This window comes from Thalassotalea nanhaiensis (genome assembly GCF_031583575.1).
Classification (GTDB): domain Bacteria; phylum Pseudomonadota; class Gammaproteobacteria; order Enterobacterales; family Alteromonadaceae; genus Thalassotalea_A; species Thalassotalea_A nanhaiensis.
In genome coordinates this window covers 4218668-4244110 of sequence record NZ_CP134146.1, presented here as the reverse complement: position 1 = coordinate 4244110, position 25443 = coordinate 4218668, and the positions used below count along the sequence as shown (strand labels likewise).

At 37.9% G+C, this 25443-nt stretch carries 20 protein-coding genes and 1 tRNA gene; 12 read left to right on the top strand and 9 right to left on the bottom strand.

The features are described from left to right. The first annotated feature begins 3 nt into the window (after positions 1-3). Complete coding sequence (locus tag RI845_RS18475; RefSeq protein ID WP_348389563.1) at positions 4-984, top strand: serine/threonine protein kinase; 981 nt, start codon at positions 4-6, stop codon at positions 982-984. Between the two features lie 46 nt (positions 985-1030). After that, positions 1031-1666 (top strand): thiol:disulfide interchange protein DsbA/DsbL, encoded by a 636-nt coding sequence (locus RI845_RS18470; protein ID WP_348387643.1) that lies wholly within the window; start codon positions 1031-1033, stop codon positions 1664-1666. Positions 1667-1782: 116 nt separating this feature from the next. On the opposite strand, the gene RI845_RS18465 is transcribed toward RI845_RS18470, so the two are convergent. The 7 genes from RI845_RS18465 to RI845_RS18435 form a co-directional block, all read right to left on the bottom strand. Continuing rightward, positions 1783-2130: a RidA family protein gene (locus RI845_RS18465; protein WP_348387642.1), complete on the bottom strand. Its 348-nt coding sequence runs from the start codon at positions 2128-2130 to the stop codon at positions 1783-1785. A gap of 103 nt (positions 2131-2233) precedes the next feature. Beyond that, the gene (locus tag RI845_RS18460) at positions 2234-2923 is read right to left on the bottom strand and encodes a TVP38/TMEM64 family protein (RefSeq protein WP_348387641.1); all 690 of its coding nucleotides are present in this window, start codon (positions 2921-2923) and stop codon (positions 2234-2236) included. Between the two features lie 17 nt (positions 2924-2940). Then, a complete protein-coding gene (locus RI845_RS18455; protein WP_348387640.1) occupies positions 2941-3615 on the bottom strand; it encodes a single-stranded DNA-binding protein in 675 nt (224 codons plus the stop codon). A 173-nt stretch (positions 3616-3788) separates the two neighbouring features. Next, on the bottom strand, positions 3789-4403 hold the full coding sequence (locus tag RI845_RS18450; RefSeq protein WP_348387639.1) for a glutathione S-transferase: 615 nt from the start codon (positions 4401-4403) through the stop codon (positions 3789-3791). 307 nt (positions 4404-4710) lie between these two features. After that, positions 4711-5823, bottom strand: coding sequence for a glycoside hydrolase family 117 protein (locus tag RI845_RS18445; RefSeq protein WP_348387638.1), 1113 nt, complete (start codon positions 5821-5823; stop codon positions 4711-4713). A 4-nt stretch (positions 5824-5827) separates the two neighbouring features. After that, entirely contained in the window at positions 5828-7222 is a 1395-nt protein-coding gene (locus RI845_RS18440) for a glycoside-pentoside-hexuronide (GPH):cation symporter (protein WP_348387637.1), read from the bottom strand. Between the two features lie 157 nt (positions 7223-7379). Continuing rightward, on the bottom strand, positions 7380-9386 hold the full coding sequence (locus RI845_RS18435; RefSeq protein WP_348387636.1) for a hypothetical protein: 2007 nt from the start codon (positions 9384-9386) through the stop codon (positions 7380-7382). 418 nt (positions 9387-9804) lie between these two features. On the opposite strand from RI845_RS18435, the gene RI845_RS18430 reads away from it, so the two are divergent. After that, positions 9805-12777 (top strand): TonB-dependent receptor, encoded by a 2973-nt coding sequence (locus tag RI845_RS18430; RefSeq protein WP_348387635.1) that lies wholly within the window; start codon positions 9805-9807, stop codon positions 12775-12777. A 95-nt stretch (positions 12778-12872) separates the two neighbouring features. Continuing rightward, positions 12873-14075, top strand: coding sequence for a glycoside hydrolase family 117 protein (locus RI845_RS18425; protein ID WP_348387634.1), 1203 nt, complete (start codon positions 12873-12875; stop codon positions 14073-14075). A gap of 9 nt (positions 14076-14084) precedes the next feature. On the opposite strand, the gene RI845_RS18420 is transcribed toward RI845_RS18425, so the two are convergent. After that, complete coding sequence (locus RI845_RS18420) at positions 14085-15008, bottom strand: sugar kinase (RefSeq protein ID WP_405054135.1); 924 nt, start codon at positions 15006-15008, stop codon at positions 14085-14087. A 275-nt stretch (positions 15009-15283) separates the two neighbouring features. Between RI845_RS18420 and RI845_RS18415 the strand changes: the two genes are divergently transcribed. The 8 genes from RI845_RS18415 (at position 15284) to prsR (ending at position 24390) form a co-directional block, all read left to right on the top strand. After that, positions 15284-16390, top strand: a complete 1107-nt coding sequence (locus tag RI845_RS18415) for a mandelate racemase/muconate lactonizing enzyme family protein (RefSeq protein ID WP_348387632.1) — start codon at positions 15284-15286, stop codon at positions 16388-16390. 43 nt (positions 16391-16433) lie between these two features. Further along, positions 16434-17459 (top strand): zinc-dependent alcohol dehydrogenase, encoded by a 1026-nt coding sequence (locus tag RI845_RS18410; protein ID WP_348389562.1) that lies wholly within the window; start codon positions 16434-16436, stop codon positions 17457-17459. A 27-nt stretch (positions 17460-17486) separates the two neighbouring features. Next, complete coding sequence (locus RI845_RS18405; RefSeq protein WP_348389561.1) at positions 17487-18248, top strand: SDR family oxidoreductase; 762 nt, start codon at positions 17487-17489, stop codon at positions 18246-18248. A gap of 2 nt (positions 18249-18250) precedes the next feature. Next, on the top strand, positions 18251-19702 hold the full coding sequence (aldA, locus tag RI845_RS18400; RefSeq protein WP_348387631.1) for an aldehyde dehydrogenase: 1452 nt from the start codon (positions 18251-18253) through the stop codon (positions 19700-19702). Positions 19703-19786: 84 nt separating this feature from the next. Next, complete coding sequence (locus RI845_RS18395; protein ID WP_348387630.1) at positions 19787-20395, top strand: GntR family transcriptional regulator; 609 nt, start codon at positions 19787-19789, stop codon at positions 20393-20395. A gap of 303 nt (positions 20396-20698) precedes the next feature. Beyond that, positions 20699-20773, top strand: a tRNA-Arg gene (locus RI845_RS18390). A gap of 118 nt (positions 20774-20891) precedes the next feature. Continuing rightward, a complete protein-coding gene (gene prsK, locus RI845_RS18385) occupies positions 20892-23024 on the top strand; it encodes an XrtA/PEP-CTERM system histidine kinase PrsK (protein ID WP_348387629.1) in 2133 nt (710 codons plus the stop codon). 4 nt (positions 23025-23028) lie between these two features. Continuing rightward, positions 23029-24390 carry a PEP-CTERM-box response regulator transcription factor gene (prsR, locus tag RI845_RS18380; protein ID WP_348389560.1) on the top strand — a complete coding sequence of 454 codons (1362 nt, stop codon included), beginning with the start codon at positions 23029-23031 and terminating at the stop codon, positions 24388-24390. Positions 24391-24399: 9 nt separating this feature from the next. Here the strand turns inward: prsR and RI845_RS18375 are convergent, their stop codons facing one another. Then, the gene (locus RI845_RS18375; protein WP_348387628.1) at positions 24400-25443 is read right to left on the bottom strand and encodes an XrtA/PEP-CTERM system-associated ATPase; all 1044 of its coding nucleotides are present in this window, start codon (positions 25441-25443) and stop codon (positions 24400-24402) included.

Here is a 25443-nt window from a genome sequence, read left to right as displayed (position 1 = left end):
GATTTGGCAGATTTTAGTTTTGCATCCCTTAGGCCTGAAACCATTATTGATGGTTTAGAAGCTGCAGGTTTTAGTGTTGCCAGTGGTTTGCTGGCGTTAAACAGTTATGAGAACCGGGTTTATCAATTTCATGATGATGATTTGGTGAAGTATGTCACTAAGTTTTATCGACCGAATCGCTGGACCCTAGCGCAAATTCAAGAGGAACATGACTTTGCTTTAGAGCTTGCCGCAGCAGAGTTACCAATGGTTGCACCATTAGTGAGAGATGGGCAAAGCATTTTTACTCATCAGGGCTTTACCTTCGCAGTATTTCCTTGTCGTGGTGGCAGAATTTTTGAAGTTGATAATTTAGACCAATTAGAATGGATGGGACGCTTTGTTGGTAGAATACATGCTGTTGCCAGCACTAAACCATTTGAGTGCCGCCCGCAAATAACTACCGAAGAAAGCTTAATTCAAGCCCGAGAAATCATTACCGATGGCAATATGGTAAGTTCAGGCTTGCAACTTCCATTCTTTACGGTACTGGATCAGGTGATAGATATTGCCAAAGATCAATATAAACCAACTAAACAGATACGTTTACATGGTGACTGTCATGCAGGAAATATACTGTGGACTGATGATGGACCGCACTTTGTTGATCTCGATGATTGTCGCACTGGTCCTGCCATTCAAGACCTGTGGATGATGCTTTCTGGCGATCGTCAAAATAGATTGTTACAATTGGATACGTTATTAATGGGCTATGAAGAGTTTTTTTCATTTGAACATAATGAGCTAACACTGATAGAATCATTGCGTTCAATGAGATTAATCAATTATATGGCATGGTTAACTAAGCGTTGGCAAGATCCAGCGTTCCCAAGAAATTTTCCTTGGTTTAATACCGAAAAATACTGGGAGCAGCAGATCTTAATGTTAAAAGAGCAGCACGCTATTTTACAAGAGCCAAGCTTAAGTTTGAACTTAGGTAACTAGCACCAAGTCATAAATATAAAAATATATGCAAGGAATTTGTTAAGTAATGAAAAAGTTTATTAGTTTGATTTTTGTGGCCCTGTTTGCGTCAGCGTCTTCACAGGCAGCCGATTATAAAGAAGGCACACATTACACTGTGGTAAGTGATACTGCTTCAGCAAAACCTGAAGTACGTGAATATTTTTCATTTTACTGTCCACACTGTTTACGTTTTGAACCACTAATGAAAGACATTAAAAAGTCTTTACCTGAAGGCGTGAGCTTTGAAAAGAATCATGTTGATTTTTTACGTGCAGCAAGCCCTGAAGTACAGTTCAACATTACTAAAGCAATGATTGTTGCAGAGCATATGCCTCAAGAAGAGCAACTAATTGCGGCAATGTTTGATGCCATTCAAGTTCAGCGTAAGCCATTGGCTTCTACTGCAGAATTACGAAAGTTATTTGAAGGTGTTGGCGCAGACGGTGAAAAATTTGAAAAATTAATGTCTAGCTTTGGTGTTAACTCAAAAGCGAAACAAATGAAAAAACTTCAAGATGAAATGACTCGTAAAGGCGCGTTAACTGGTGTACCAACCATTATCGTTAATGGTCGTTATAAAGTTGAAGCTGGCGGATTAAACCGTAGTGACTTTTTGAATGATTACAAAAACTTAGTATTGCATTTAACTACGCTTAAATAAGCTAAACACTATGTTTTAAATTAAAGGCCCTATCAGGGCCTTTTTTGCACATGGAGGTGCTTATCCTCCCAAACCAGGGATGGGGGAAAGGGAGGGCTTGTTTCTTGAGTAAGGTTTTACTTTTCAGCAGCAACTACAGATATTTCAACTAACAATGCATCTCTAGCCATACTTGCTTCAACGCAGGCTCTTGCCGGTGCAAACCCTTCAGGCACCCAATTATCCCAAACGGCATTCATTGCGGCAAAATCATCCATCGTTTTAACGTAAATAGTTGCAGATAAAATGTGTTCTTTATCGCTACCAGCTTGTTCTAATAAGTCTTCAACTTTGTCCAGCATGGTTTGAGTTTGCTCGGTTATACCTTGCTCGGCATCCTTACAAACTTGACCACATAAATAAATGGTCCCGTTATGTTTTACAATACGGCTCATGCGTTGTTTGGTTTCAATACGTTCGATCATCTTTATCTCATTCAGATATTATTTGAGTGTTTGGGAGGATTTTAGCGATTTATAGCTGACTTTCCAAATAAGAAAATCAACTTATCGATTACAGAATCATCTATTATTTAATGGTCTTGGGGTGAGCGTTAAGCTCGCTTTGGTAACGCTTATACAAACGGTAACTTAGAATACAGGCAATAACGCTTAACGCACCGCTTGCTCCAATTTGCCAATAAGACTTCATTTGAATACCGCTGCCCGCTAAAGCAAATATTGCCATTTGTGGAAAGAAACCTAAATACGATGCGCTGATAAACCGTTTCGCGTCAATGTCACCAACACCTGAACATAGGTTTAATAAAAAATTATTGCCGGCAGGAATTAAACGGATAATAAAGGTTTTTTGAAAGGTGTCTTTTTGCAGAAAATTATTAAAAATTTCAACTTTGTCACTAAAGCGTTTTATCACCAATGGACGGGCAATAAATCGTGCAGTGTAAAACGTTATGCTGCAACCTAGTGCGGCGGCAAATGTAGCTACTAATGTACCTTGCCAGACACCAAATGCATAACCTGCAGCAAAGGCAGCTACTTGTCTTGGCAGGCTTATACTGGTTGCTAAGGCAATTACAGCAATAAAATATATTATGCCATTAGTACCTTGCTGGTTAATGTTGTTATCAACCCAAGCTTGGTCAAAGTGAGATAACAGGCCAGAAAAATTAAAGAGTAGTGCGATACCTGCACTGATCAGAAAAAACACCCCTAAAAATGTAATAGAGGCTTTATATTTTAACCAAAATGATTTCATCAACAGCACAACAGCAGCTAAAGGGCAGGACAAATGATGACTTTCTTCGCCTCTATCAGGTGCTGTTTTTTATTCGTACTAAGGTAGCTTACCGTGCCTTCTATAAGTATTTGTTCGTTAATGCTGGCTTTATTTGCAAAAAACTCAGCACTTTTCCCCCAAAGGTGGACAAGGCGAGTAATTTTTTGTCCTTTAAAGTGATGATCGGACTCAACAAACCCCGGTTCATTAATGGTTACGGTAAATTCCGCCAAGCTGACGTTATTTTCAGTTGTGACTAATTTAACCTCTGACACTAATGTTGCATTACAAATCAGTTGATTGATGCCCAGGTGAATACCTTTGCCCAGTACTGATAAAGACTCAATTTGGATAAAATCTTTTTGTCGTTTATTGCTTGTGGCCAGTGCGCCATGAATAAGAAGCAACTGTCCTTTATCGGCATATAAAAAATGCTTTTCTACATCGTGACCTTCAAAATGACAGCTATGGTAGCTGGTCCAGTCTTTAAACGAATTAGTTTTTTTGTCAAACCACGACTGATTGGTAGCAATAACAAATTCTGCAATTGGCACAACAGGGTTTGCTCGATAACGTATCTCAGGCTTGGCAACTAAATTACCTGCAAGAACCACATGGCACTGCTGTTGTTTTTCTACTGGTTTTTCAATAGGTCTGGTTTTATCGGTCATAACATGAATCAGGGATTAAACATTAATCAGTATCATAAGAAAAATTTGCAAGGATGAATACTAAAAGAGAATATTTTTTGAATTTTATCATTAGCTCATCTATTTGGCTTACTTCAGGGAAGTAGAGCGGCCAACCTCACATTGATGATGAAAGGTTGGCTGATTATTATAAATTAGCGATTGGCATAATAGTTTGCAATATCAGCATTGCTGCTGATCAGTTGCATATGTTGGTTTAATTGTGGCGCAATATTGGCAACTAGATCCGTTGGCAAATGATCCAAACCTCCAGAATTTAACCAGCCTACAATCGACATAACTTTTAAGTCAGCAATACTAAGTTTATTATCAGCAAAGTACTTACCACCTTGTTGAATTAACTTACTCTCTATATGGCTTAAATATTTTGGTAAACCATCTTGAGCTAATTGTTTTCTTGCAACTTTTTGTGCGTCACCTTCTAAAAATAAAGTAGGCACAATTTTGTTAATAATGTCTTCAGCTACGTCGATCACTTCATCACAAATTAGCGCTTGGTATACATCATCAGGGTACAAATTGGTTAACTTGCCAGCGTAACGTAAAATTGCACTCGACTGAGTGATTAAAACGTCATCTACGTATAAAACAGGCACCTGCCCAAGCGGTGTTTTTGCTGCTTCTTGTGGGAAATCAGTGTATGGGAAGCGGTAATCTTCAAATGCTATACCACCCAAGTGAAATGCTAGTCTTATTGGCTCTGCACGGCCACCATCTACATCAAAATAGCTTACTTTAAGCTGTGTCATATTTGTTTCCTTTTAATTATGCCTGTAATTAGTATTGGGCATAATAATCAGAAAACAAGGCGGTGACTTGGCTGATAACAGCAAAAGAAAGTTCAAAACGTTGAGTTTGAAATGGCCTTCCCGACAGGAGTCGAACCTGCGGATACGCCAGTTTGGTTAGCAACGATAGATGCGGATGGACCAACAGGAGAATTATTCCGAGAACGAAAATTATATCCTTGGTAAATTATTTATCGAGCAGGGTTGTGCCATAAGCGGAAGTGGCTAATGGCACAACTCAATTTAGGTTTTGTTTTCCTTAGGGAATTTACTTTTTTTGAAATAAATTGTCTCTTGTAATGCCAAAACGTTCAGGCTCTTTCATTACATCTCTTATAGTGCTGTAGTGTGGGAAACCGTGCCAGCCTAAATCTTTTTCTCCATGACGTGTTAAATCACACGTAAAGCCGACTAAAAAGCACCAATCTGAAGCGCCGTAATGTGCAAGTCCCCATGAGAACCCCTGTCCATCGCCGTTATTTAAGAATTTGTCTGGTACATAAGCACCACCTGCTGGGGGAATATCTTCAAGCGTTGTGACAATTTCAAAGTCTATACCGTTCTCAGAGTATTGAATGGTGCCTTTTTCTGGTCCTGCCCAATCAACGATTGCCGCCATGCCAGTTTTCCATGGAAATACCCACGTTTCATGACCACTATTAGACACAGGATTAGCTGCATGCTTAACATATGGACCTTCTGGGTGATCAGCGATAGCTAGCCCCCATTTGGAATCGGTAAACATTTTTTCACCAATAGCATGTCCTTTATAATACAAATAATATTGGCCATTAAATTTAATAATGCCGGGATCATGTATTGCACCGCTATCCCATGAACCCATCTCTAAAGCCGCACCCCAATTAGAGTCCCCGTGCTCTTTAGGGTTAATAAGTTTACCATCACGGCAAGGCTCTAAAATAGGCTCTGCTAATTTTGTCCATGGCCCATCAGGGCTTTCTGCTGTTGCCATACCTACGAGATTTAACGGGTCATTATTTTGCTTCGCCTGATAGCATAAATAATATTTGTTTTCTGCAACTAATATTTCAGTGGTAAACACACTGTATTCATCCCACGAGCCTTCTGGCCCTCTTGTTACGGCCGGCCCTTGTTCTTGCCAGGCAATGCCATCGTCACTTGTTGCATACCAAATATCAGCATCTAACCAACTTGATTGCTGGTATTCATTTCGGGTATACCAAATATAGTATTTTCCATTTGCCTTGATAATAGTACTGGGATCGCGACGGTTAACCCCTTTTTCATAGCCTAAGCCTGTTACTGGTTGATAGCGAAACCGGGTATATAATTCATTCTCACTATCATCCATTTGATGACGCTGCATTGCTGCACTCATATTTTTGTCTAACTTACTCACCTAATTATTCTCCATACAACTTTAATTTTATTTCTGCGCGTTTTTCTTTATCTAGGGTGTAAAACATCATAATCATGCCTGCAACAATAAAGAGAATGCCCGGTAATAAGGTACTAATAAAATTTATACTTTCGACGACTTCAGGAGTTTGTTGAGCAATATTAGCGACATAGCCAGTTTCACCCATAATCCAAAGAGCTAATGCACCTCCGACACCTAGCCCTACTTTTAGGGTAAATAGAAATAGGGCAAAAAACAGTCCTGACATATTTTTGCCAGTCAGCGTGACTTGATAATCAACAACATCACTCAACATACTCCAAATAAGTGGCACCATGCTTAATGATAGAAATGAAACAACAGTACCTAATATTAATATCGATGAAAAAGCATCGCCTGGTAGCCAGTAAGGGATAGCAGTAAGTACACCACAAACAAACATTAATATTTTGTAAGCGCGTACTTTATCGAACCTTGTCCACATTAATCCTGACAATGCCGCCCCTAATGTTGCACCGACAGTTCCCCATGTTATGAAAGTTGTCATCATATGTTCAGCGTCTATCAATACTTCTTTGACATAATAAACAGTAGGGGTTGCCTTTAATGTTAAAATGATAAAAAAGAGAATATTGCCTAGAAAAAGTATTACTAATTGCTGGTTATTAAAGGCTTCTTTAATGCTGCCAATGAGATCTTTTAACCCCATTTTTTCGTCATTTTTTAAAGCAGGGGCTGGGTAAACTTCTTTAACGGTAAAAAAACAATAATATAAACAACCGACTATCAATAAAGCAAAAACAACTGCTGTATAAAAGAAACCTTGTTGATCGTTACCTTGACCAAATAAGCCGACTAAAGATAGTGTGCTGTATGAAACAAAAACTGAGGCAAGCATGCCTAGGCCAAATCGAAAAGATTGCAGCATGGTTCTTTCGTCTGAATCACGTGTTAAAAATCCGGCCATTGCAGAAAATGGGACATTGACTAACGTATAAGCAAGGGTAAGTAAGGAAAAACTTACATAAGCATAAACAAGCTTACCTGTTTCACCGAGATCTGGCGTATAAAATAACATGATGAAAGTTATTGCTAATGGAATAGTGCCATAAAGAATAAATGGACGACAGCTACCATGTTTAGTGCGAGTTCTATCAACCAATAAGCCTACTAATGGGTCGGTTATCGCATCAAATATTCTTAGCATTAAATACATAACAGCAACATGACTTGCACTTAAACCGTAAACATCCGTATAAAAATACGCAAGCCATATCCCCATGGTATGCCAAATAATGTTATTGCCAAAATCTCCTATACCATAGTTAATTTTTGTTGTTCTTGGCATGATATCCTTATATGAATCTGAGGAAGTAACCACTTCAGTGCATGTCGTCATTGTTTATTACCTTTGATTGAAATGTTTTTTAATATTCAAGACAATTAAGAAATAAATATTGTTAACAATTTACAAACCAATGTAGCAATTGAATAACATGCTGTAAACATTTTTTATTTAAATTACTATCAATTTGATTTTAATGTGTACATCTGAATTACTGCACTTTGAATGGTAACGGGTATAGTTCAATTAACCCCCAACTTTTTAATTCTGGTATTTTCACGCTAGTGATACCATTTTCGTAGCTGATATCTAACTGAATGGCTGATTGTCCTGCTTGAGTATAAGTGGCGCCAACAAAACCTGATGTGACATCAGTATATAAACTGTCGTTAATTGTTACGGTTAAATTGGTTTTTGGGTTTAGGCTACTCGTTATGGCATTGTAGTCTCTGTTTACCAAATGCATAATGCGCGGTGCATTGCTCATTGTTGCATTTAAGGTTGGATTTTCTCTAGGGAACAGCGCAACCTGTGCAACATCAACGGCTACCTCTTTTGGCAATAAATCAGTTATTGACGCTTTACCTGACCACTTTACAACTTTATTTCGATAATAATTAAGCTTTGCTGTTTGTGATGAGCTAAGTGTTGCGCCATTAAAGTCAGTTTTTACAATCACGTTAAAATTGTCCATATCATGGCTTTGATCACTATCGGTTAAATATTTTGGCCACCAGCTATCACCAGCGACTAATAATTTATAAGGGATATTTTGTTCCATGAGATCTGAGGCTGCCAAAAATACATCTAACTCATCGTATTGAGTTTCACGGTAAGCTTTGTGACTATATACTAAGCCAACGTTAGCGACCGTTTCATAGCCATCAAACATGAGCGACTTTTCGTTTATCCAAGCATAAATATAATCGTAATCCCCTATGGCTGGATCGTAATAACGCTGCAATGCCCCCTGATAAGCCCACATATGTTCAGGTGCCATAAAAATTTGGCCATTAGCATACGCGAGTGCTATCCATGTACGCACTAAATCAACCGCTTCAGGATGATCAACCATATAATTCCAATCAGGATAAGGCAGTGCGGTTAAAGCTAAAGGTTTATTAATAGCTTCTGCTAGTTTGTACATTAGCATTACGTCACCATTAATTTTCTGCTCGGTGGCACGATGGTTAAATTCTTGCACATAGAAATCAAATTCATCATTAAAGGGCATTCTTATCCCATTCCAATAGGGATCAAGTATCGGTGAACTGGTGCCTACCTCAATATAGCCAACACCTTCTTGATAGGGGTAACCTTTTGCCTTGGCAACTTCATCAGTGTATTGAACTAATTCAGCTAAGTAGCTATTGTTCCAATCTTGTAAAAAATGGCGGTATTCATTGTTTAACGGAATTTTATTGGGAATAGTGGTGGTTTCAGCCTCATATTGAGCCGCGGTATATCCAGCAGTTTTTAAAAAGTCACCGTAGTGAAATGTTGATATATTAGTAATACCAAGTGCAATTAATTCATCATTACTAAAGTTTTTGACCAACCAAGTATTAAAATTAGCCATGCAATGTTCACTAAAATCTCCACCTAAATAATATTGTGCTGGATTGGAATGTTGTGAATCAAACAAGATAGCATCGACTCTATTAATGACGTTTTCATTATCATAAAAAGCAACATCTTGAATTTGCCATTCAATATACTCGCGAAATAACGGATGGTGAGTTGAAAAAAAATAATGACCTGGAAACCATTTTATTTCCAGACTTGAGCCATCGAGTCGTTTAACCATCGCTTGTTGGAAAGTTTGAGGATATTTTGATGTCATCCCATTCCAAATAACATCCCATTCTATGCGTGAAACCCAACCAACATCAGCAAGGTCATGATTAATAGTGTCAGTAACATAACTATTCATTGTTGTTGTTAAATTTGTTTGAAAATCAAAATTAGTAAAAGAAGGAGGCAGGAAGCCCCACATAGTGGCATCAACATGATAATCAGTATATTTGCCATGATCATGGTTTGAGATTTCATTTCGAAGCGGTTGAGTGAAAAAAATACTGGATTTTCTAATAAAAGATTCAGGCTTTATTCTCGCAGTAGTTTCTGTTTTGGCTGTGGACTCTTCTGGTTTATCTTGTTCAGCACACGCAAATAATAATCCAAAGATGGCGATATATATTAGTTGTACCGTTTTCACTTTTTCACCTTATTCTTAGTTTTGTTAATACCGCCAATACTGCTTCAGCTTATTCATGTATTAATTTAGCTATTTACTATCTGGCTAACATTATCGCGAGTCATTATTAATTTTCTTTAACGACTATTTTTTACATACCCCACACCCATTGTCAACAATACACAATTGCGATGCTGAATAGGGATTTATATAAATGAAATACGTGAGCAAAAAATAAACTATGTAAATTGTTGACAATCTGTAAAAAGGAAGTTATAAATTAATTAAATCTAATATTGTTAACAATCTGCAATTGTATTGTTTTGTTTTGACAATGTTTAATTTGATACGTTACTATCTAAAACTAGTACTGAGTTTATGGGATGAATAAAGTTCTAGTTTGGTTTTCTAAATAACTATATAAATAACAGGCAAAGCCATGAAACAGTTCTATCGAAATAAGTTAAACCTTGCGTGTATAAACGCTATAGCTGTACTAACCCTTACTGCACCATCAGTCCTTGCGGCCGAAGAAACAAACGAAGCAAGCACCGACGAAGTCGAAGTTATTCAAATAACTGGTCTTCGTGGTTCGTTATCCGAAGCGGTTAATCGTAAACGGTTTAGCGAGGTGGTGTCTGATACTATAGTGGCTGAAGATATAGGTAAAATGCCCGATAGAAATATTGCCGAAGCATTACAACGCATTACTGGTGTGGGTATAGCTCGAGATAACGGAGAAGGAACTTCAGTAACTATACGTGGCATTGCCGACAATCTAAACCTTACTTTAATTAATGGTCAAACAGTAGCATCAGCAGGTGAAGGACGCGGCATTGATTTTAGTAGTATGCCTTCTTCTATGATCTCTGCCATAGAGGTTTATAAATCGCCTATGGCAAAACATATGGAAGGTAGTATCGGTGGTACGATTAATATCTTAACGGCTCGACCTCTCGATGTTGGTGAAGCTAAAGGCACGGCTTTTGTTGAAGCTGTTTATAATGAAAATAATGAAGAGACCTCTCCCGCTTTTACTTTTTCTTATATGACGCCACTAAGTGATACATTTGGTATTGCTGCCGCGGTATCACATGAACAAATAGATACTCGAACAGATTCTATGTCAAACTGGAGTTGGGAAGAATCTGAGCAAGGCTTTTACCCAACTCGTTGGGGCGTTTCTGCCCAAGGTCGTGAGCGCGAACGTAGCTCTGTTTTAGTCAACCTGCAGTGGCAACCAGCCGACAACATTGATAGCTATTTAGATGTAACCTACAGCAAAGTGGAAGATGATTTTCTAACCCATTCATTTACCAGCTGGATTCCTTATGGCTATGGGGCTATTGATGCAGACTCTGTTGTTACTGATCCTAGTACCAATACCATGACTGAATTTGCCGTTGATAACTTATATATTTCTCCTGTTGATGAAAATATTGGCGCAGATATTGATACGCTAACTGTACAACTTGGTGCTGAAATAGAGTTAGAAAAATGGACCCTTTCATTTGCAGCTGGTTATTCCAAAGCTGAAACCGAACAGCTGACTCAACAATTGTATAATTTTGACCACTGGTGGTTAAACGGCGATCAACATGATGCGTTATTTAAACTTGGCTCTGATCGTCAATACTCTTATTTACCTTGGGGAACAGAATATTACGATGCTGCTAAGACTGACAACCATGCTGGTGAAACATACGAGCAAGATGGCTTAGTTGATTTTAACCTTAACCGTTTGAACCAAGGGCCAATTATGCGTTTGCCGGTAGAAAATACCGATGAAGACACCTCATTTAAAGTAGACGCCGAATATGATTTAGATAGCAGTGAACTGTTTAGTTCTGTTGAAGTAGGTGCTCGTTGGAATAAACGAACTAAAGAAACCCTAAGTGCATCACAGCACCTTGGCCCTTGGGAAATCGCATTTGAAGATTATAATGGTGGCTGGAGCTTATGGGGCGCTGAACCTTTATTTCATGATGCGAATGCTGAGCGATTTGACCCGAAAAACTTTATGGGCGGAAATGCAAATTCTGGAGTGCCTACAGGATGGAATTCGATCCATAGTTTTGATACGGCTATCACTAGCTATACAGCTCATATGAATAAACTCTTTGGTTTCACCGACGATGGTTCAACTCCTTATTTTACTGACTTTGATAGCGTCTTTGAAACTATGGGGATGACACCTGATCGACGTGGCTCGGCAGATAATGAAGAAGAAACCATGGCAGTATATCTACAAGCCAATATCGATATGTTGGATGGTGACTTAACAGGTAATGTTGGTGTACGTTATGTCCAAACAGACCTTACTAGTAAAGCCTTAACTGGCGGCTATTATGAAGCAACTCATGGCATGGAATTAGAACAAATTTCTTTAGAACATGATTATGACAACGTTTTGCCTAGTCTTAATTTAAGTTACAAACTTAATAGTGAAATGGTACTTAGGTTTGCAGCTGCTAAAGTGATGGCGCGACCTAATTTTAATCAAGCAAAAGCTGGGGCAAGTACCACGACTGATGGTTGGTATGATATCGACGGCATTAATGATCCAGATTGGACTGTTGCTGATGAAGATTCATTCGTTGGCGGTAATGTGAAGTTAGACCCGTATGAAGCGAATCAATTCGATCTTTCTTATGAATATTACTTCAGCGAAACAGGTATGTTTTCTGCAGGGGTATATTATAAAGATATTGAAACTTTTATTTTTAATTTTGTTGAATTAGGCAAAGTACAAGTTGAAGGGTATGAAACTGAAATAGGTACTCGCGAACCATTCTATACTGAAGAAGACTTTTTAGCAGGTGAAGTTGCTTTACCTTCACCACAAGAATTTCCATTATTCTTTGAATCAGTGTCTATGCCTATTAATGGCGAAGGTGGCAAAATCAGTGGTTTAGAACTTGGTTTCCTCACTAATTTTGACTTTATCAAAGGATTCGAAAACTTTGGTATTCAAGCGAACTATACCTATGCTGATAGTGAAGCTGATTACTTTAAAGAGTCTTTTGGTGATGAGTCGGTTGATCTACCGTATCAATATCAATCTGAAGATACTTATAACATTATGGGTTTCTATGAAGATGATAACTTAATGGTTCGTGTTGCTTATAATTGGCGCTCAGAATCATTAGAGAATCCAATAAATAATTTAGACGGTATGGCTATTTGGCGCGATGATTATGGTCAGTTAGATGCATCGTTTAGTTATAAATTCACAGAAAATTTTGAATTAATTGGTAGCGTAAGTAATGTATTAGAAGAAAGTACTGAATTTTTCTCTGCTGCACGTACCGATGGTAATTTAATTAAAGGTGATGACGTACCTACAGATAGAAATTACAACCAAACATATAATGGCCGTACGTTACGCTTAGGTGTAAGAGCTGTTTTCTAATAAATAAGTTTAATTTATAGTAAACAGGCTCTCTTTATTTTTAATAAAGAGAGCCTTATTTTTTGCTCACAATATTAAAATTAGGGTTAACAAAAATGCTAGGAAAACTTCCTAAAGATAAACCTCAAGGGCTTAGTCATGCAATGCAGCGGCTTTATGACGTTTGGCCAGAGCCTGATGACAGAGATAATGAGTTTTTTACCAACTTTAAATACTCTTACATCTCGGGCGTTGGTAAAGATGAGAAAGTATCAAGACGTGATCCCAGTAAAGTTATTTTGGTCGGTGACACCTATTACGTTTGGTATACGCGTCGCGCCACTAAAAGTAACCCTGTTGGCATGGATCGTTGTACAGGTGAGCTTCCTGCTGTTGATTGGGATCTAGCTGATATTTGGTATGCGACCAGTAAAGACGGCTTTGATTGGCAAGAGCAAGGGGTTGCTGTATCAAGAACTGCAGCAGGACAATATGGTGATAGATCAGCTACTACACCAGATATCCTTGTTTTTGAAGATAAGTATTACTTGTTTTTTCAAACCTTCACTGGAACTTTTCAGAGTGAAAAAGGTGATCATTGTGACGTGAGTATGGCTTGGGCTGATTCGGCCAACGGCCCCTGGACTCGATGTGAGCATAGCATTCTTGATTTAGGTAGCGATGACGAGTGGGACGGTGGAGCAATCCATGATCCCTATCCACTCGTTTATCAGGGACGAATTTGGTTATTCTATAAAGGACAGCCAATTTCTAAAGAAAAAGACTGGCTTGTTAGAGCTCAAGGTGTTGCTATTGCAGAAAATCCACATGGCCCCTATGTCAAACCTGACATTAATCCATTATTAAATTCAGGCCATGAAACCTTTCTTTTCCCATACAAAGAAGGTATTGCCGCATTACTGTGTGTTGATGGGCCCGAAAAAAATACCATTCAGTATGCTGCTGATGGCATTAATTTTAATATTATGGCAACGGTTACTTGCCCACCCGTTGCTGGCGGTCCATTTTGTCCCGATGCATTTAACGACAGCAATAACGGACAAGGTGTCTCGTGGGGCTTAAGCCATATTAGTGAAAGTACCATTAATCCAAATGATGCTAGACGGGTAGTAGAAAGTAATTCATTTTTGGTGAGGTTTGATTGTGACTTGCAACAAGGCTCAAAGAATGCGTATTTTAGAAACCCAAGAGATCAAGTCGGGCGTTATGATGAAGCCACTTTTTTTCAGCCGACCATGGCATTAGAGCCACATATAAAAGCGGATATTATTAGCAAAGGTCGAACAAAGAAATCATAAACGGGTAAATCACACCAAAGGAGTTATTGCAGTGTCAAAACAAGCTTTTGGCACAATTGCGCCTTTGTGCTGAATAACACAACCAGCAACGTTTGCGGCATAAATGACCGCATCTTTTACCGATTTACCATTTTGTCTGGCACTCAAATAACCGCCATTAAAGGCATCTCCAGCAGAAGTAGTATCTACGACTTCAGTTACAGGAATAATGTCTATTTTAGTTCGTCTGCCTCTAGCACTAACAAGCACCTCCAGATCGCCATTTTTTATAATGATTTCACCTATGCCTTTCGCTTCTAAATGACTGGCAATTTCAGCAGCAGTTTGGTGATTGTATAAATTTTTATGATCATCTACGCCAGGTAATACTACGTTTGATAGAGAGTAAGCAATTTCAAATGCATCTTTTGCGTGTTCAGGTGAAGGCCATAGTGCAGGACGATAATTAGGATCAAAAACGATTTGGCAACCTTGAGAGCGACGACACTTAATAAATTTCCAAAAGTCTTGCAAATCATCAGGTGATAAAATCGCAATTGAAATACCAGAAAAAAATAGAGTAGTAACAGAGCTGAAAGCCATTTTGTCACTATCTTGCTTGATAAGTTGCATCAGTTGTCTAGCGGCAGAATTTTCTCGCCAATAATCAAAAGTTCGTTCGCCATATTGATCAATATTAATGATATACAGGCCCATTTTATTTGATTTACAGCGATATAAATAACGGCTGTTAATTTGCTCATTAGCCATTAAATTCAAAAATTGTGTACTCAATTTATCTTCTCCAATAACTGATAGAAAACTCACTTGTGCGCTGTCTTTTAAGCAGCGTTTAATATAAACCCCTGTATTAAATACATCACCAGCAAAACTTTGTTTATATTCACCGAGTTCATTATTTTGAGATAACTCGATCATACACTCACCTATCATTAACAAGTGGGGCATCAGCCTATTCCTTTCATTTGATTGTTATTGAATTCACTCTTCATTTTTTCATCTTTCATATCTAGCATAATAGCAATCAATGACATAACTAATATAAAGATGAAAAACTTAACTAATAAATTTTTAGCTTCTACTTTTAGCCAGTTAATAAAAATAGAAAATTGATTATTTCTCTATATTTTTCAGGCTATGTATTGACCTTATCAGATAATTAAGTACACTGTATAGTATATTGTTAACAATTTACGATTGTCAAAGTAATGAAAAATAGTAATAGTAAAATAACAAATATTGAAATTGAGTATTATCAAGTTCCTTTAGATGAGGTGTTGAATGATGCGATGCATGGTGACCATACTCATTTTGAATTAATTCTTTGTCGGATAACTTGTCAAGATGGTTACCATGGCGTTGGTTACACCTACACGGGTGGAAAAGGTGGCAAAGCTATTTATTCATTACTTGAAGATGAGCTAAAGCCGTTTTTAATGAATGAAAATGCCAATCGCATTGAATACCTTAACGACCAAATGGGCTGGCATTTACATTATGTTGGCCGTGGAGGTTTAGTTTCATTTGCCATTTCAGCTGTTGATATTGCGCTATGGGATATTCGTTGCAAACGTTTAAATCAACCATTGTGGTGTGTTGCTGGCGGGGCTAGCAATAAAACCAAAGCTTATGCTGGCGGCATAGATTTGAATTTTTCAGAGGAAAAATTACTCACCAATATCTCAAACTATTTAGATAATGGCTTTAATGCCGTAAAAATAAAAGTTGGTTCACCTGATTATCGTACTGATGTTGCTCGAATTGCCGCGGTTAGAAATTTACTCGGGAAAGATCGTAAATTTATGATCGATGCAAATTATTCATTGTCAGTTGAGCAAGCTATAAAGTTAGCGAATGCCGTTGAACAGTATGACATTACTTGGTTTGAGGAACCCACCATACCTGACGATTATCAAGGTTTTGGTCGTATTGCTGATAGCATTAATATTCCTACCGCTATGGGAGAAAATTTACATACTATTTATGAATTTGGTTATGCCATTGCCCAAGCTAAGCTCAGTTATTTACAACCCGATGCGTCTAATATTGGCGGAATTACCGGTTGGTTAAAAGTTGCGGCTTTAGCACAGGCTAATAATTTAACGGTATGTAGTCATGGTATGCACGAGTTACATGTCTCATTGATGGCCTCTCAACCTCACGCGGGTTTCCTAGAAGTACACTCTTTCCCAATCGATCGATACACCAAAACCCCATTAAAGCTAATAGAAGGCTTGGCTGTTGCCCCACAGGATGCTGGCCATGGCGTGATATTCGATATGGATTTATTAGGCCCTCATCGAATTAATATTTAATAAAAAGGTAATTTTAATGCAAGCTACAAATCAAAAAAACACTGTGCAGGCAGCACTATATATTGGTAATAAAAATTTTAAAATTACTGAAGTAGAAACGGTCGCACCAAAAGCTGATGAAGTACGATTAGCAGTTGGTTATGTCGGCATCTGTGGTACTGACATGCATATTTATCATGGCGTGATGGACGAACGTGTTGCTCCGCCTAAAACCATTGGTCATGAAATGTCTGGAACGATTGTTGAAATAGGTGAAGATGTAAATGACTTTTCCCTTGGCGATGAAGTTGTCGTTAGACCTTTAGATTATTGCGACGACTGTCCTGCATGTCACTCAGGTCATAGCCATATTTGTCATAACCTTAAATTTATGGGGATAGATAGCCCGGGTGCTTTTCAGAATTTTTGGACAGTTAAAGCAAGGACACTGCATAAATTACCAAAGACTGTTTCACTTAAACAGGGCGCCCTAATAGAGCCGTTAGCAGTTGCTTGCCATGATGTTTCGAGAGCGCGATTAGTTGCAGGTGAAAAAGCCGTGATTATTGGCGGTGGGCCTATAGGTCAACTGGTTGCACAGGTTGCTAAAAGTACTGGCGCAGAAGTGCTTATTTCAGAAGTGAATGAATCACGATTGGATTTTGCCAAAGCTAACGACATTCTTACGGTTAATCCAATAGAGCAAGATCTTGCAGAGTATGTATCAAGCTGGACTGAAGGCAAAGGCGCGGATGTTGTGTTTGAAGTTTCAGGCGTGAAACAAGCTATAGATGCGATGACGGAAATTGCAGCTGTGCGAGCTCGTATCTGTATGGTAGCAATTCATAGTGAAAAGCCGGCAATAGATCTATTTCAATTTTTTTGGAAAGAGCTGGAGCTATTAGGTGCTCGGGTTTATGAACATCAAGACTTTGAGAAAGCAATAGAGCTGATTGCTAAAAAAGAAATTGATATTGAACCTTATATAACTTCGGTATCTGATTTAACTGATATTAAGCAAGCGTTCGCGCAAATGTCGGGTAATCCACAAGGGCTGAAAGCACTAGTCTCTTGCCAAGCAAATATTTAAAGTAAGCCGTAGGAAATTGAAACAATGATTTTAAACAAATTTAGTTTAACGGGTAAAGTTGCCCTAGTCACTGGTTGCAAACGAGGTATAGGCAAAGCTATGGCTTTAGCTTTGGCCGAAGCTGGTGCAGACATTATTGGTGTCTCGGCTTCATTAGAAGAAGGCTCTGAAATTTCGGCATTAGTGACTGAGCTTGGCAGGAAATTCCACTCCTATCAATGTGACTTTAGTCAACGTGATGATATTTATCATTTCATTAATAAAGTAAAAGAAAATCATCCGGTAATTGATATATTGGTCAATAATGCAGGCACTATATTAAGAGCGCCAGCGGCAGAACATAATGACGAATTGTTTGATACCGTAATGGAAGTTAACCTTAATGCTCAATTTATTTTAAGTAGGGAAATTGGCAAAGAGATGTTGAGCCGACAAGCAGGTAAAATTATTTTTACCGCCTCACTACTGACATATCAGGGCGGAATAAATGTCCCTGGGTATGCGGCAAGTAAAGGTGCAATTGGTCAGTTGGTGATGGCTTTATCTAATGAATGGGCATCGCAAGGGATCAATGTTAACGCGATTGCACCTGGTTATATTGCTACCGATAATACCGAGGCGTTAAGAAATGATAGCGAACGTAGTACGTCAATATTAAGCCGTATTCCTCAAGGACGTTGGGGAAAACCGGAAGACTTTATGGGTCCCGTGGTATTTTTAGCCTCGGATGCATCATCATACATGAATGGTAGTACTGTCCTTGTGGACGGTGGCTGGATGGGAAGATAAAAATGAATCAAATAAAAAATAACCTACATTTTATTAATGGCGAATATATTGCTTCTAAGTCGGATGGAGAAATTCCAGTATATAACCCAAGTACAGGAGAGCAACTAGCGAGCATTCCTGAAGGTTGTATTGCTGATGCACAATACGCATTAGACATTGCCAATAAAGCGCAAAAATCATGGAAAAAAGTTACTGCCCGTAATAGAGCTAAAATATTACGAAAATTTGCTGCAGGTATTCGTGCAGAGGCAAATGATCTTGCTCGGTTATTAGTTCAAGAACAAGGAAAGTTGCTTTCGGTTGCAGAAGGTGAAGTGGAAGCAACAGCGACATTTATTGAGTACGCTTGCGATAATGCCTTAACGATGGAAGGTGATATTTTAGCGTCAGATAATGAAGGTGAGAAACTCTATATTCACAAATACCCTAAAGGCGTTGTGGTCGGCATTACCGCATGGAATTTTCCTTTAGCATTAGCAGGCAGAAAAATTGGACCTGCTTTGATCACTGGTAATAGCATTGTTATAAAACCAACTGCCGAAACACCATTAGCCACTTTAGAGCTAGGTAAAATAGCCAATGAAGCGGGAATTCCAGCAGGCGTGTTAAATATAGTAAATGGTAATGGTTCAGTTATCGGCAAATACCTTTGTGAAAGTCCAATCACGAAAATGATCACCATGACAGGCAGTACCAAAGCAGGTCAATCAATTTATCACAGCAGTGCTGAACATCTAACCCATGTAATGCTTGAACTGGGCGGTAAAGCCCCCTTTGTTGTGATGAATGACGTGAATATTGACAATGCCGTTGAAGATTTATTTTGGGCCAGATTTGCTAATTGTGGGCAAGTTTGTACCTGTGCCGAACGACTCTATCTTCATGAAGATATTTATGATGAATTTATGCAAAAATTTATCAAACGAGTTAGCCAATTAAAGGTAGGGGATCCACTCGCTGCTGACTCTGAAATGGGTCCAAAAGTTAATCAACGAGAAGTAGACTTCATCGACGGGCAAGTAAAACAAGCTGTAGAAGAAGGTGCAACCATTGCTTTTGGAGGCGCTAGAGCCAAGGTAGAAGGATATGAAAATGGCGCATGGTATCAACCAACAGTATTAGAAAATGTTACTCAAGAAATGACCATTATTCATGAAGAAAGCTTTGGGCCAATTTTACCGGTGGTAAAAATAAATTCGATAGAGCAAGCGATAGCTTTCAGTAATGATTGTGAATTTGGCTTGTCTGCCTATCTTTATACTAATAATTTGGCATGGATAGAAAAATGCACAGATGAATTAGAAGTAGGTGAGATTTATGTTAACCGTAGTATTGGTGAACAACATCAAGGTTTTCATTATGGTTTAAAAATGAGTGGCTGTGGTGGTGAAGATGGTAAATATGGTTTGGAGCAATACCTTGATAAAAAGACTGTTTATCTAAATCATTGTTAACAATTTATTGTAACCTTGTTATCATGGGCACTTACTAATAAATAGTGCCCCATAATTTTCTGTTACTTGAAGGATGAATAAGTCATGCTTGACTCAACTGCAATTGTCTCAGTACGCGAACAAATAGCGCGTCAATTACGTGCTGATATTATTAACGGTGTTTTAACTGAAAAAACGAAGTTAAAAGAGCAAGAGCTAGCTGCTCGATTTAATGTTTCTCGCGGTCCCGTGCGTGATGTATTACTGCAGCTAACTAAAGAAGGCTTACTTATTTCAAAAAATAATTGTGGTGTTATTGTCAACAGTGCGCCAAAAGCTGAGTTACAGCCTTTAATGGTTAATTTACGTGTGAAAATTGAATCCCATGCGATAAAGATGACTATTAATGAATTAACAGAAGAAGATTTTTCTCAGCTTGATAAAATTTTGGCGACTATGATCAAAGCTTTTGAAGAAGAAAATTACTCACTCGTTACCGAAACTGATATGGCATTTCATCGATATATAGTACACAAAGCTGGTGGTGATGATTTAGTTAATTTATGGCAACCTGTTATTTATCGTATGCGCATGAACTACAAACGTATCAGCACACCTAAAGAATGTTTTGAAGAGCATAATCAGCTACTCACTTATTTAAAAAATAAAGAATTAAAATTGGCTTTAGCGTCGCTAAAAGATAATGTGAAATAAACGTTTGGTCATTAAAGTCGCATCCGCGGTCATTTAGAAAAATCATGCTCTGATACTTTCACTATGAAGCAAAGTTTTTAATTGAGAAATGTAGTTTTTAACGTTGAGAGAAGCTGTCTAAAATACAGGGCGCAAAAAACGCACATATTTATCTTTATGTGCTTTTTCTTTTTGTTTGTCGTAAAAATCGTATTTATTGTTAATTTAATGAACCGAATTGAATAACCGTAATGCTACAGCTAATAAATATCAAAAACTTTATGGAAATGGCGAGGGTAATCTAATAGAATCCTTTTCTAACGCGCTCTCGTGGTGAAATGGATATCACATGGACCTCCGGAGTCTAGGTTGCAGGTTCGATTCCTGCCGAGAGCGCCATTTCAATAAAATTAGTTCTAATCAATATTCTTCTGCCTGCATTGTTTTAAATCCTAAAAAACATATAGATTCATAAATCTAAAACACCTCTGTGTAGTTTCTAAGTGATTGGAATACCATGCAAATAAGAGTAAATGAACTATTATTAAACTCAGTGTTTAAAATTCAAACAAACTTTGATTTTATAATAATAATTGAGTATCAAATGGAGCTTCTCGGACTGATTGGTTATGGCGTTGCGACTATAGCTTATCTAGTGTTTTTCTTATTGTTAATGGTAGCAAGGCAGAAAACCTTTGCTAGCCAGTTAGTGATCTATGCCTGTTTAACAACTCTGCTTTCTGTCGCAGTGTGCGCGCTACAAGTTTATCAATCATTTTCCCTACAAATTACCTTTATTTTTGAAGCAATAAAAATAGCATTTTGGTCATTATTATTTATTAGCGTTAATACCGGGTTGCAGTCATTCCAGCAGTTTATTGCCAACCGACAAGTTAAAAAGTACCTACTGATCTGGCTAGGATTATCGGTGTTTGGTGCTATTAGTGTTCTGTTCTTAAATAAATATGAATGGTTGTTTATTGTTTTATTAGCCTTGAATTTATTTGCTTTGGTGAATTTAGAGCAAGTATTTAGAAATCACCAGAAGCAATTAAGGTGGGCTCTTTGGCCATTAACGATAGGTCTGGGTTGCTTGTTTATTTTTGATTTTGTGATGTACTCACAAGCGTCTATGGTTAATCGATTAGATTTTGATTTTTGGTATGCGCGCGGTTTTATCACTGCTGCCGTTATGCCGTTATTGCTATTAAGCTCAAAACGATTAAAAGATTGCAGCCCCGATTTATTTATTTCCAGAGACGTAGTTTTTTACAGCAGTATTATCGTTTTTAGTGGCCTTTATTTATTAATTCTGGCCCTTTCAGGCTATTTAATTAGATACATAGGTGGCCAATGGAGTGATTTGCTCAGTACTGTATTTATGGTACTGGGACTGTTAGCTTTGGTGGCTTTACTTATTGCCAATAGCCTTAGAGCAAAAATAAAAGTATTTATTGGAAAGCACTTCTTTGCCAATAAATATGATTATCGGGTTGAATGGTTAAAATTAATTGCTGCAATTGAAAATGATGACTCCAATGATCTATTTGTTAGCGCATGCAAAGCAATGGGAGAATGCCTGCAGGTAAATTACTGTGCTTTTCTTAAGGTTCACGGTGAAGACTTGGATGTAGTTTATCAGGGGGAGTTAAATCTAAACGCGCAAGTGCTAAAACAATTGCACGATGTTCACTTGTATTGTGAAAAGCAACAGTGGATTGTTGATGTCCGAGAATATCAACGTTATCCACAGCGCTATTCTAGTTTAGATATTGAGTCTAATGTTTTACTAAAAAGTCATATTGACTTAATTATACCTACCTATAGCCAACAAAGTTTAATGGGCTATTTTGTTCTTCCTGGGCCGCAAGAAAAGCCTATGCTTAACTGGGAAGATCGAGATTTTTTGTTCGCCGTGTCTAAGCAACTGGGTAATTATCTATCATTGCAAAACGCGCAAATGAAGCTTGCACAGAGCCAACAGTTTTCTGTATTTCACCGTATGTCAGCTTTTGTACTCCATGATTTAAAAAACATACAAGCCCAGTTGTCTCTCATCACAAAAAATGCGACTCAACATCAGCACAACCCTGAATTTGTCGCCGATGTATTTAGTACCGTTGAATCAGCGAGTGAACGGTTAAACAAAGTTGTATTGCAGCTTAGAAAAAAAAGTAACGAAGCTCCCAAAGATAATAAGAAAGAAATAGATGTTGGCGATGTCATTAGACAATCAGTGGAAATATGTAATCAAGATAACCCTCAAGTTAGTTGTCATTACGATGAAAACCTATTGATGTGGATAGAGCAAGAGCGATTATTAAATGTATTAATTCACTTGATTCAAAATGCCCAACAAGCAAGTCAGCATGACGGTGTGGTTAACGTTAGTGGTAAAATTAACACTAATGGACTAATCATTACTATTGAGGATGATGGTCATGGTATGAGCAGCAAATTTATTAGAGAGCAATTATTTAAACCGTTCAGTACTACAAAAGGTAATGCGGGTATGGGCATTGGTGTTTATGAAGCAAAGCAATTTATAGAAGAAATGAATGGCAAGATAAGCGTTGAGAGCACTATTGGAAAGGGCAGTTTGTTTACCATTAAATTGCCGTTACACGAGTTAAGCAAGGAAAGTGAGTAAAGCTATGGAAAAACTACTGATTGTTGATGACGATTTAGGCATTCAAAAACAACTGAAATGGAGTTTGTCTCAGTATGAAGTGCTATTAGCTGGTGATAGAGAGCAAGCCATATCAAGTCTACGTATGCATGAACCAAAAGTTGTGTTGTTAGATTTAGGTTTACCACCTGATGCTGCAAATGCAAGTGAGGGATTAAAAGCATTAGAGCAGATTTTAACATTATCTCCTTTTACCAAGGTTATTGTAATAACGGGTAATGATGAGCATCAAGTCGCATTAGATGCAGTGGCTAAAGGTGCTTACGATTTTTATCAAAAGCCCTTAGATGGTGATGTGATAAATGTAATCGTTGAGCGAGCATTTAACCTGGCGAAAATAGAATCTGAAAACAGAGAAATTAGAGAATTAGGTGGCGTTGATAGCGGTATTATTGGCAGTAGTGTGGTGATGGATAAACTACGAAATATGGTAAAACGTATTGCTCCTACCGAAATCACAGCCCTACTACTTGGAGAAAGCGGAACCGGTAAAGAAGTTATTGCCAACGCGATACATCAACAAAGTAATCGAAGTAAAAAGCCGTTTATTGCCATTAACTGTGCATCAATTCCTGAAACGTTATTGGAAAGTGAGTTATTTGGTTTTGAAAAAGGTGCCTTTACCGGCGCCCATAAAATGACAAAAGGTAAAATTGAAATGGCCGAGGGTGGGACCTTATTTCTTGACGAAATAGGCGACATGCCATTTAATTTACAGGCTAAATTATTACGTTTTTTACAAGAAAGAGTGATAGAGCGAATTGGTGGTAGGCAAGAGTTAGCTGTAGATGTGCGAGTCATTTGTGCAACAAATCAAAACTTACAACAAATGGTCGAAGAAAAAAACTTCAGAGAAGATTTATATTATCGCATTAGTGAAATGGTGATCCCGATTGCACCGTTAAAAGACAGGGATTTTGATGTGCTTATTTTAGCGCAATATTTTCTACTACAATATGGCAAAGATTATAACGTTAAAGTCAAAGGGTTTAGCGACAACGCTGCCGCGGCATTAAAGTCGCATTCTTGGCCGGGTAATATTCGAGAATTACAAAACAAAATAAAATCTGCAGTGATCATGGCTGCTACTGGGCAAATAACCAGTGAAGATTTAGGTTTTGTTGAAGAGTCGGATAATATATCTCTCGCTGAATTTAATTTGCGTGGTGTTCGAGAAAAAGCGGAATCAAAAGCTGTTGAACAAGCCTTTGCATTAGCCGAAGGCAATATGAGTAAAACCGCTGAATTACTGGGTATAACCAGGCCAACATTATACGGACTGGTAGATAAATATGGTTTGCAATTAAAAACACTGGAAGGAGAATAAGGGGGACCGTTATGAATTGTCTTCAGGGTTCTCAAACTGAGATAGGGTAAGGTTTTTTTGTTTTAGCAACTTATCCAAATAGCGATTCATTTTTATTTTTTGATCGATGTTTTCTTGTAAATAATTATCAACTTTTTGTAATGAACTAAGCAGTGCATCGCGATTTTCCATTTTATTTAAATGAACGCCAGGTTGGTTATTATATAGTTCTTGCTGTTGATTATTTATTGAAAGCGAGGCGCTTAATTCGTCGGCCATTTCATCAATAACTGTTTGTACTTCACTGCTGGTGAATTGAGTTAAATCATTTAAAAAACCGTACAATAAAATCCTGTCTACCAGTAGATTTATTTTTCTTGGAATGCCTGTTGTTATTTGCTGAATTTGAGTGAAGCAATCACGCTCGAATATCTCAGCATTTGCAATTCCAGCAGACGTTAATCGATGCAATACATATTGTTCAATTTCTTCGGTTGTTAATGACTGAAGATGGCATGAAGCAATTATACGTTGGCGAAACTGCTCTAGTTCAGGGCTTAAGATAATACTCTTAAGCTCTTCTTGTCCCAGTAAAAAACTTTGCAATAAAGGTTTGCTATCACTTTGAAAGTTAGAGAGCATCCGCAACTCTTCAACGCTATCCAAAGGTAAGTTTTGAGCTTCATCAACCAGTAATAGAGCTCGCATACCTTGTAATTTTAAGGTCATTAAATGCTCTTCAATGGCTTGCAATAAATGCGCTTTAGCTGGCGATAATGGTGACAATCCAAATTCTTTGGCAATAACCAAAAGTAAATCTTCAGGTGAAAGCTTACTGGTTACGATTTGCACCGCATGAATTTTTGTAACATCTAAATTGCTTAGTAAACTTTGAGCGAGAGTGGTTTTTCCTGTACCCACAGGGCCGGTAATCACGATAAAACCTTCACCTTGTTCTAAACCATATTCAAGATAAGAAAGTGCCTGTTTATGTTTATTAGAAGCATAGAAAAATCTTGGATCAGGGCTTAGCTGAAAAGGTTTTAAGGTCATACCGTAATGTTGTTCGTACAT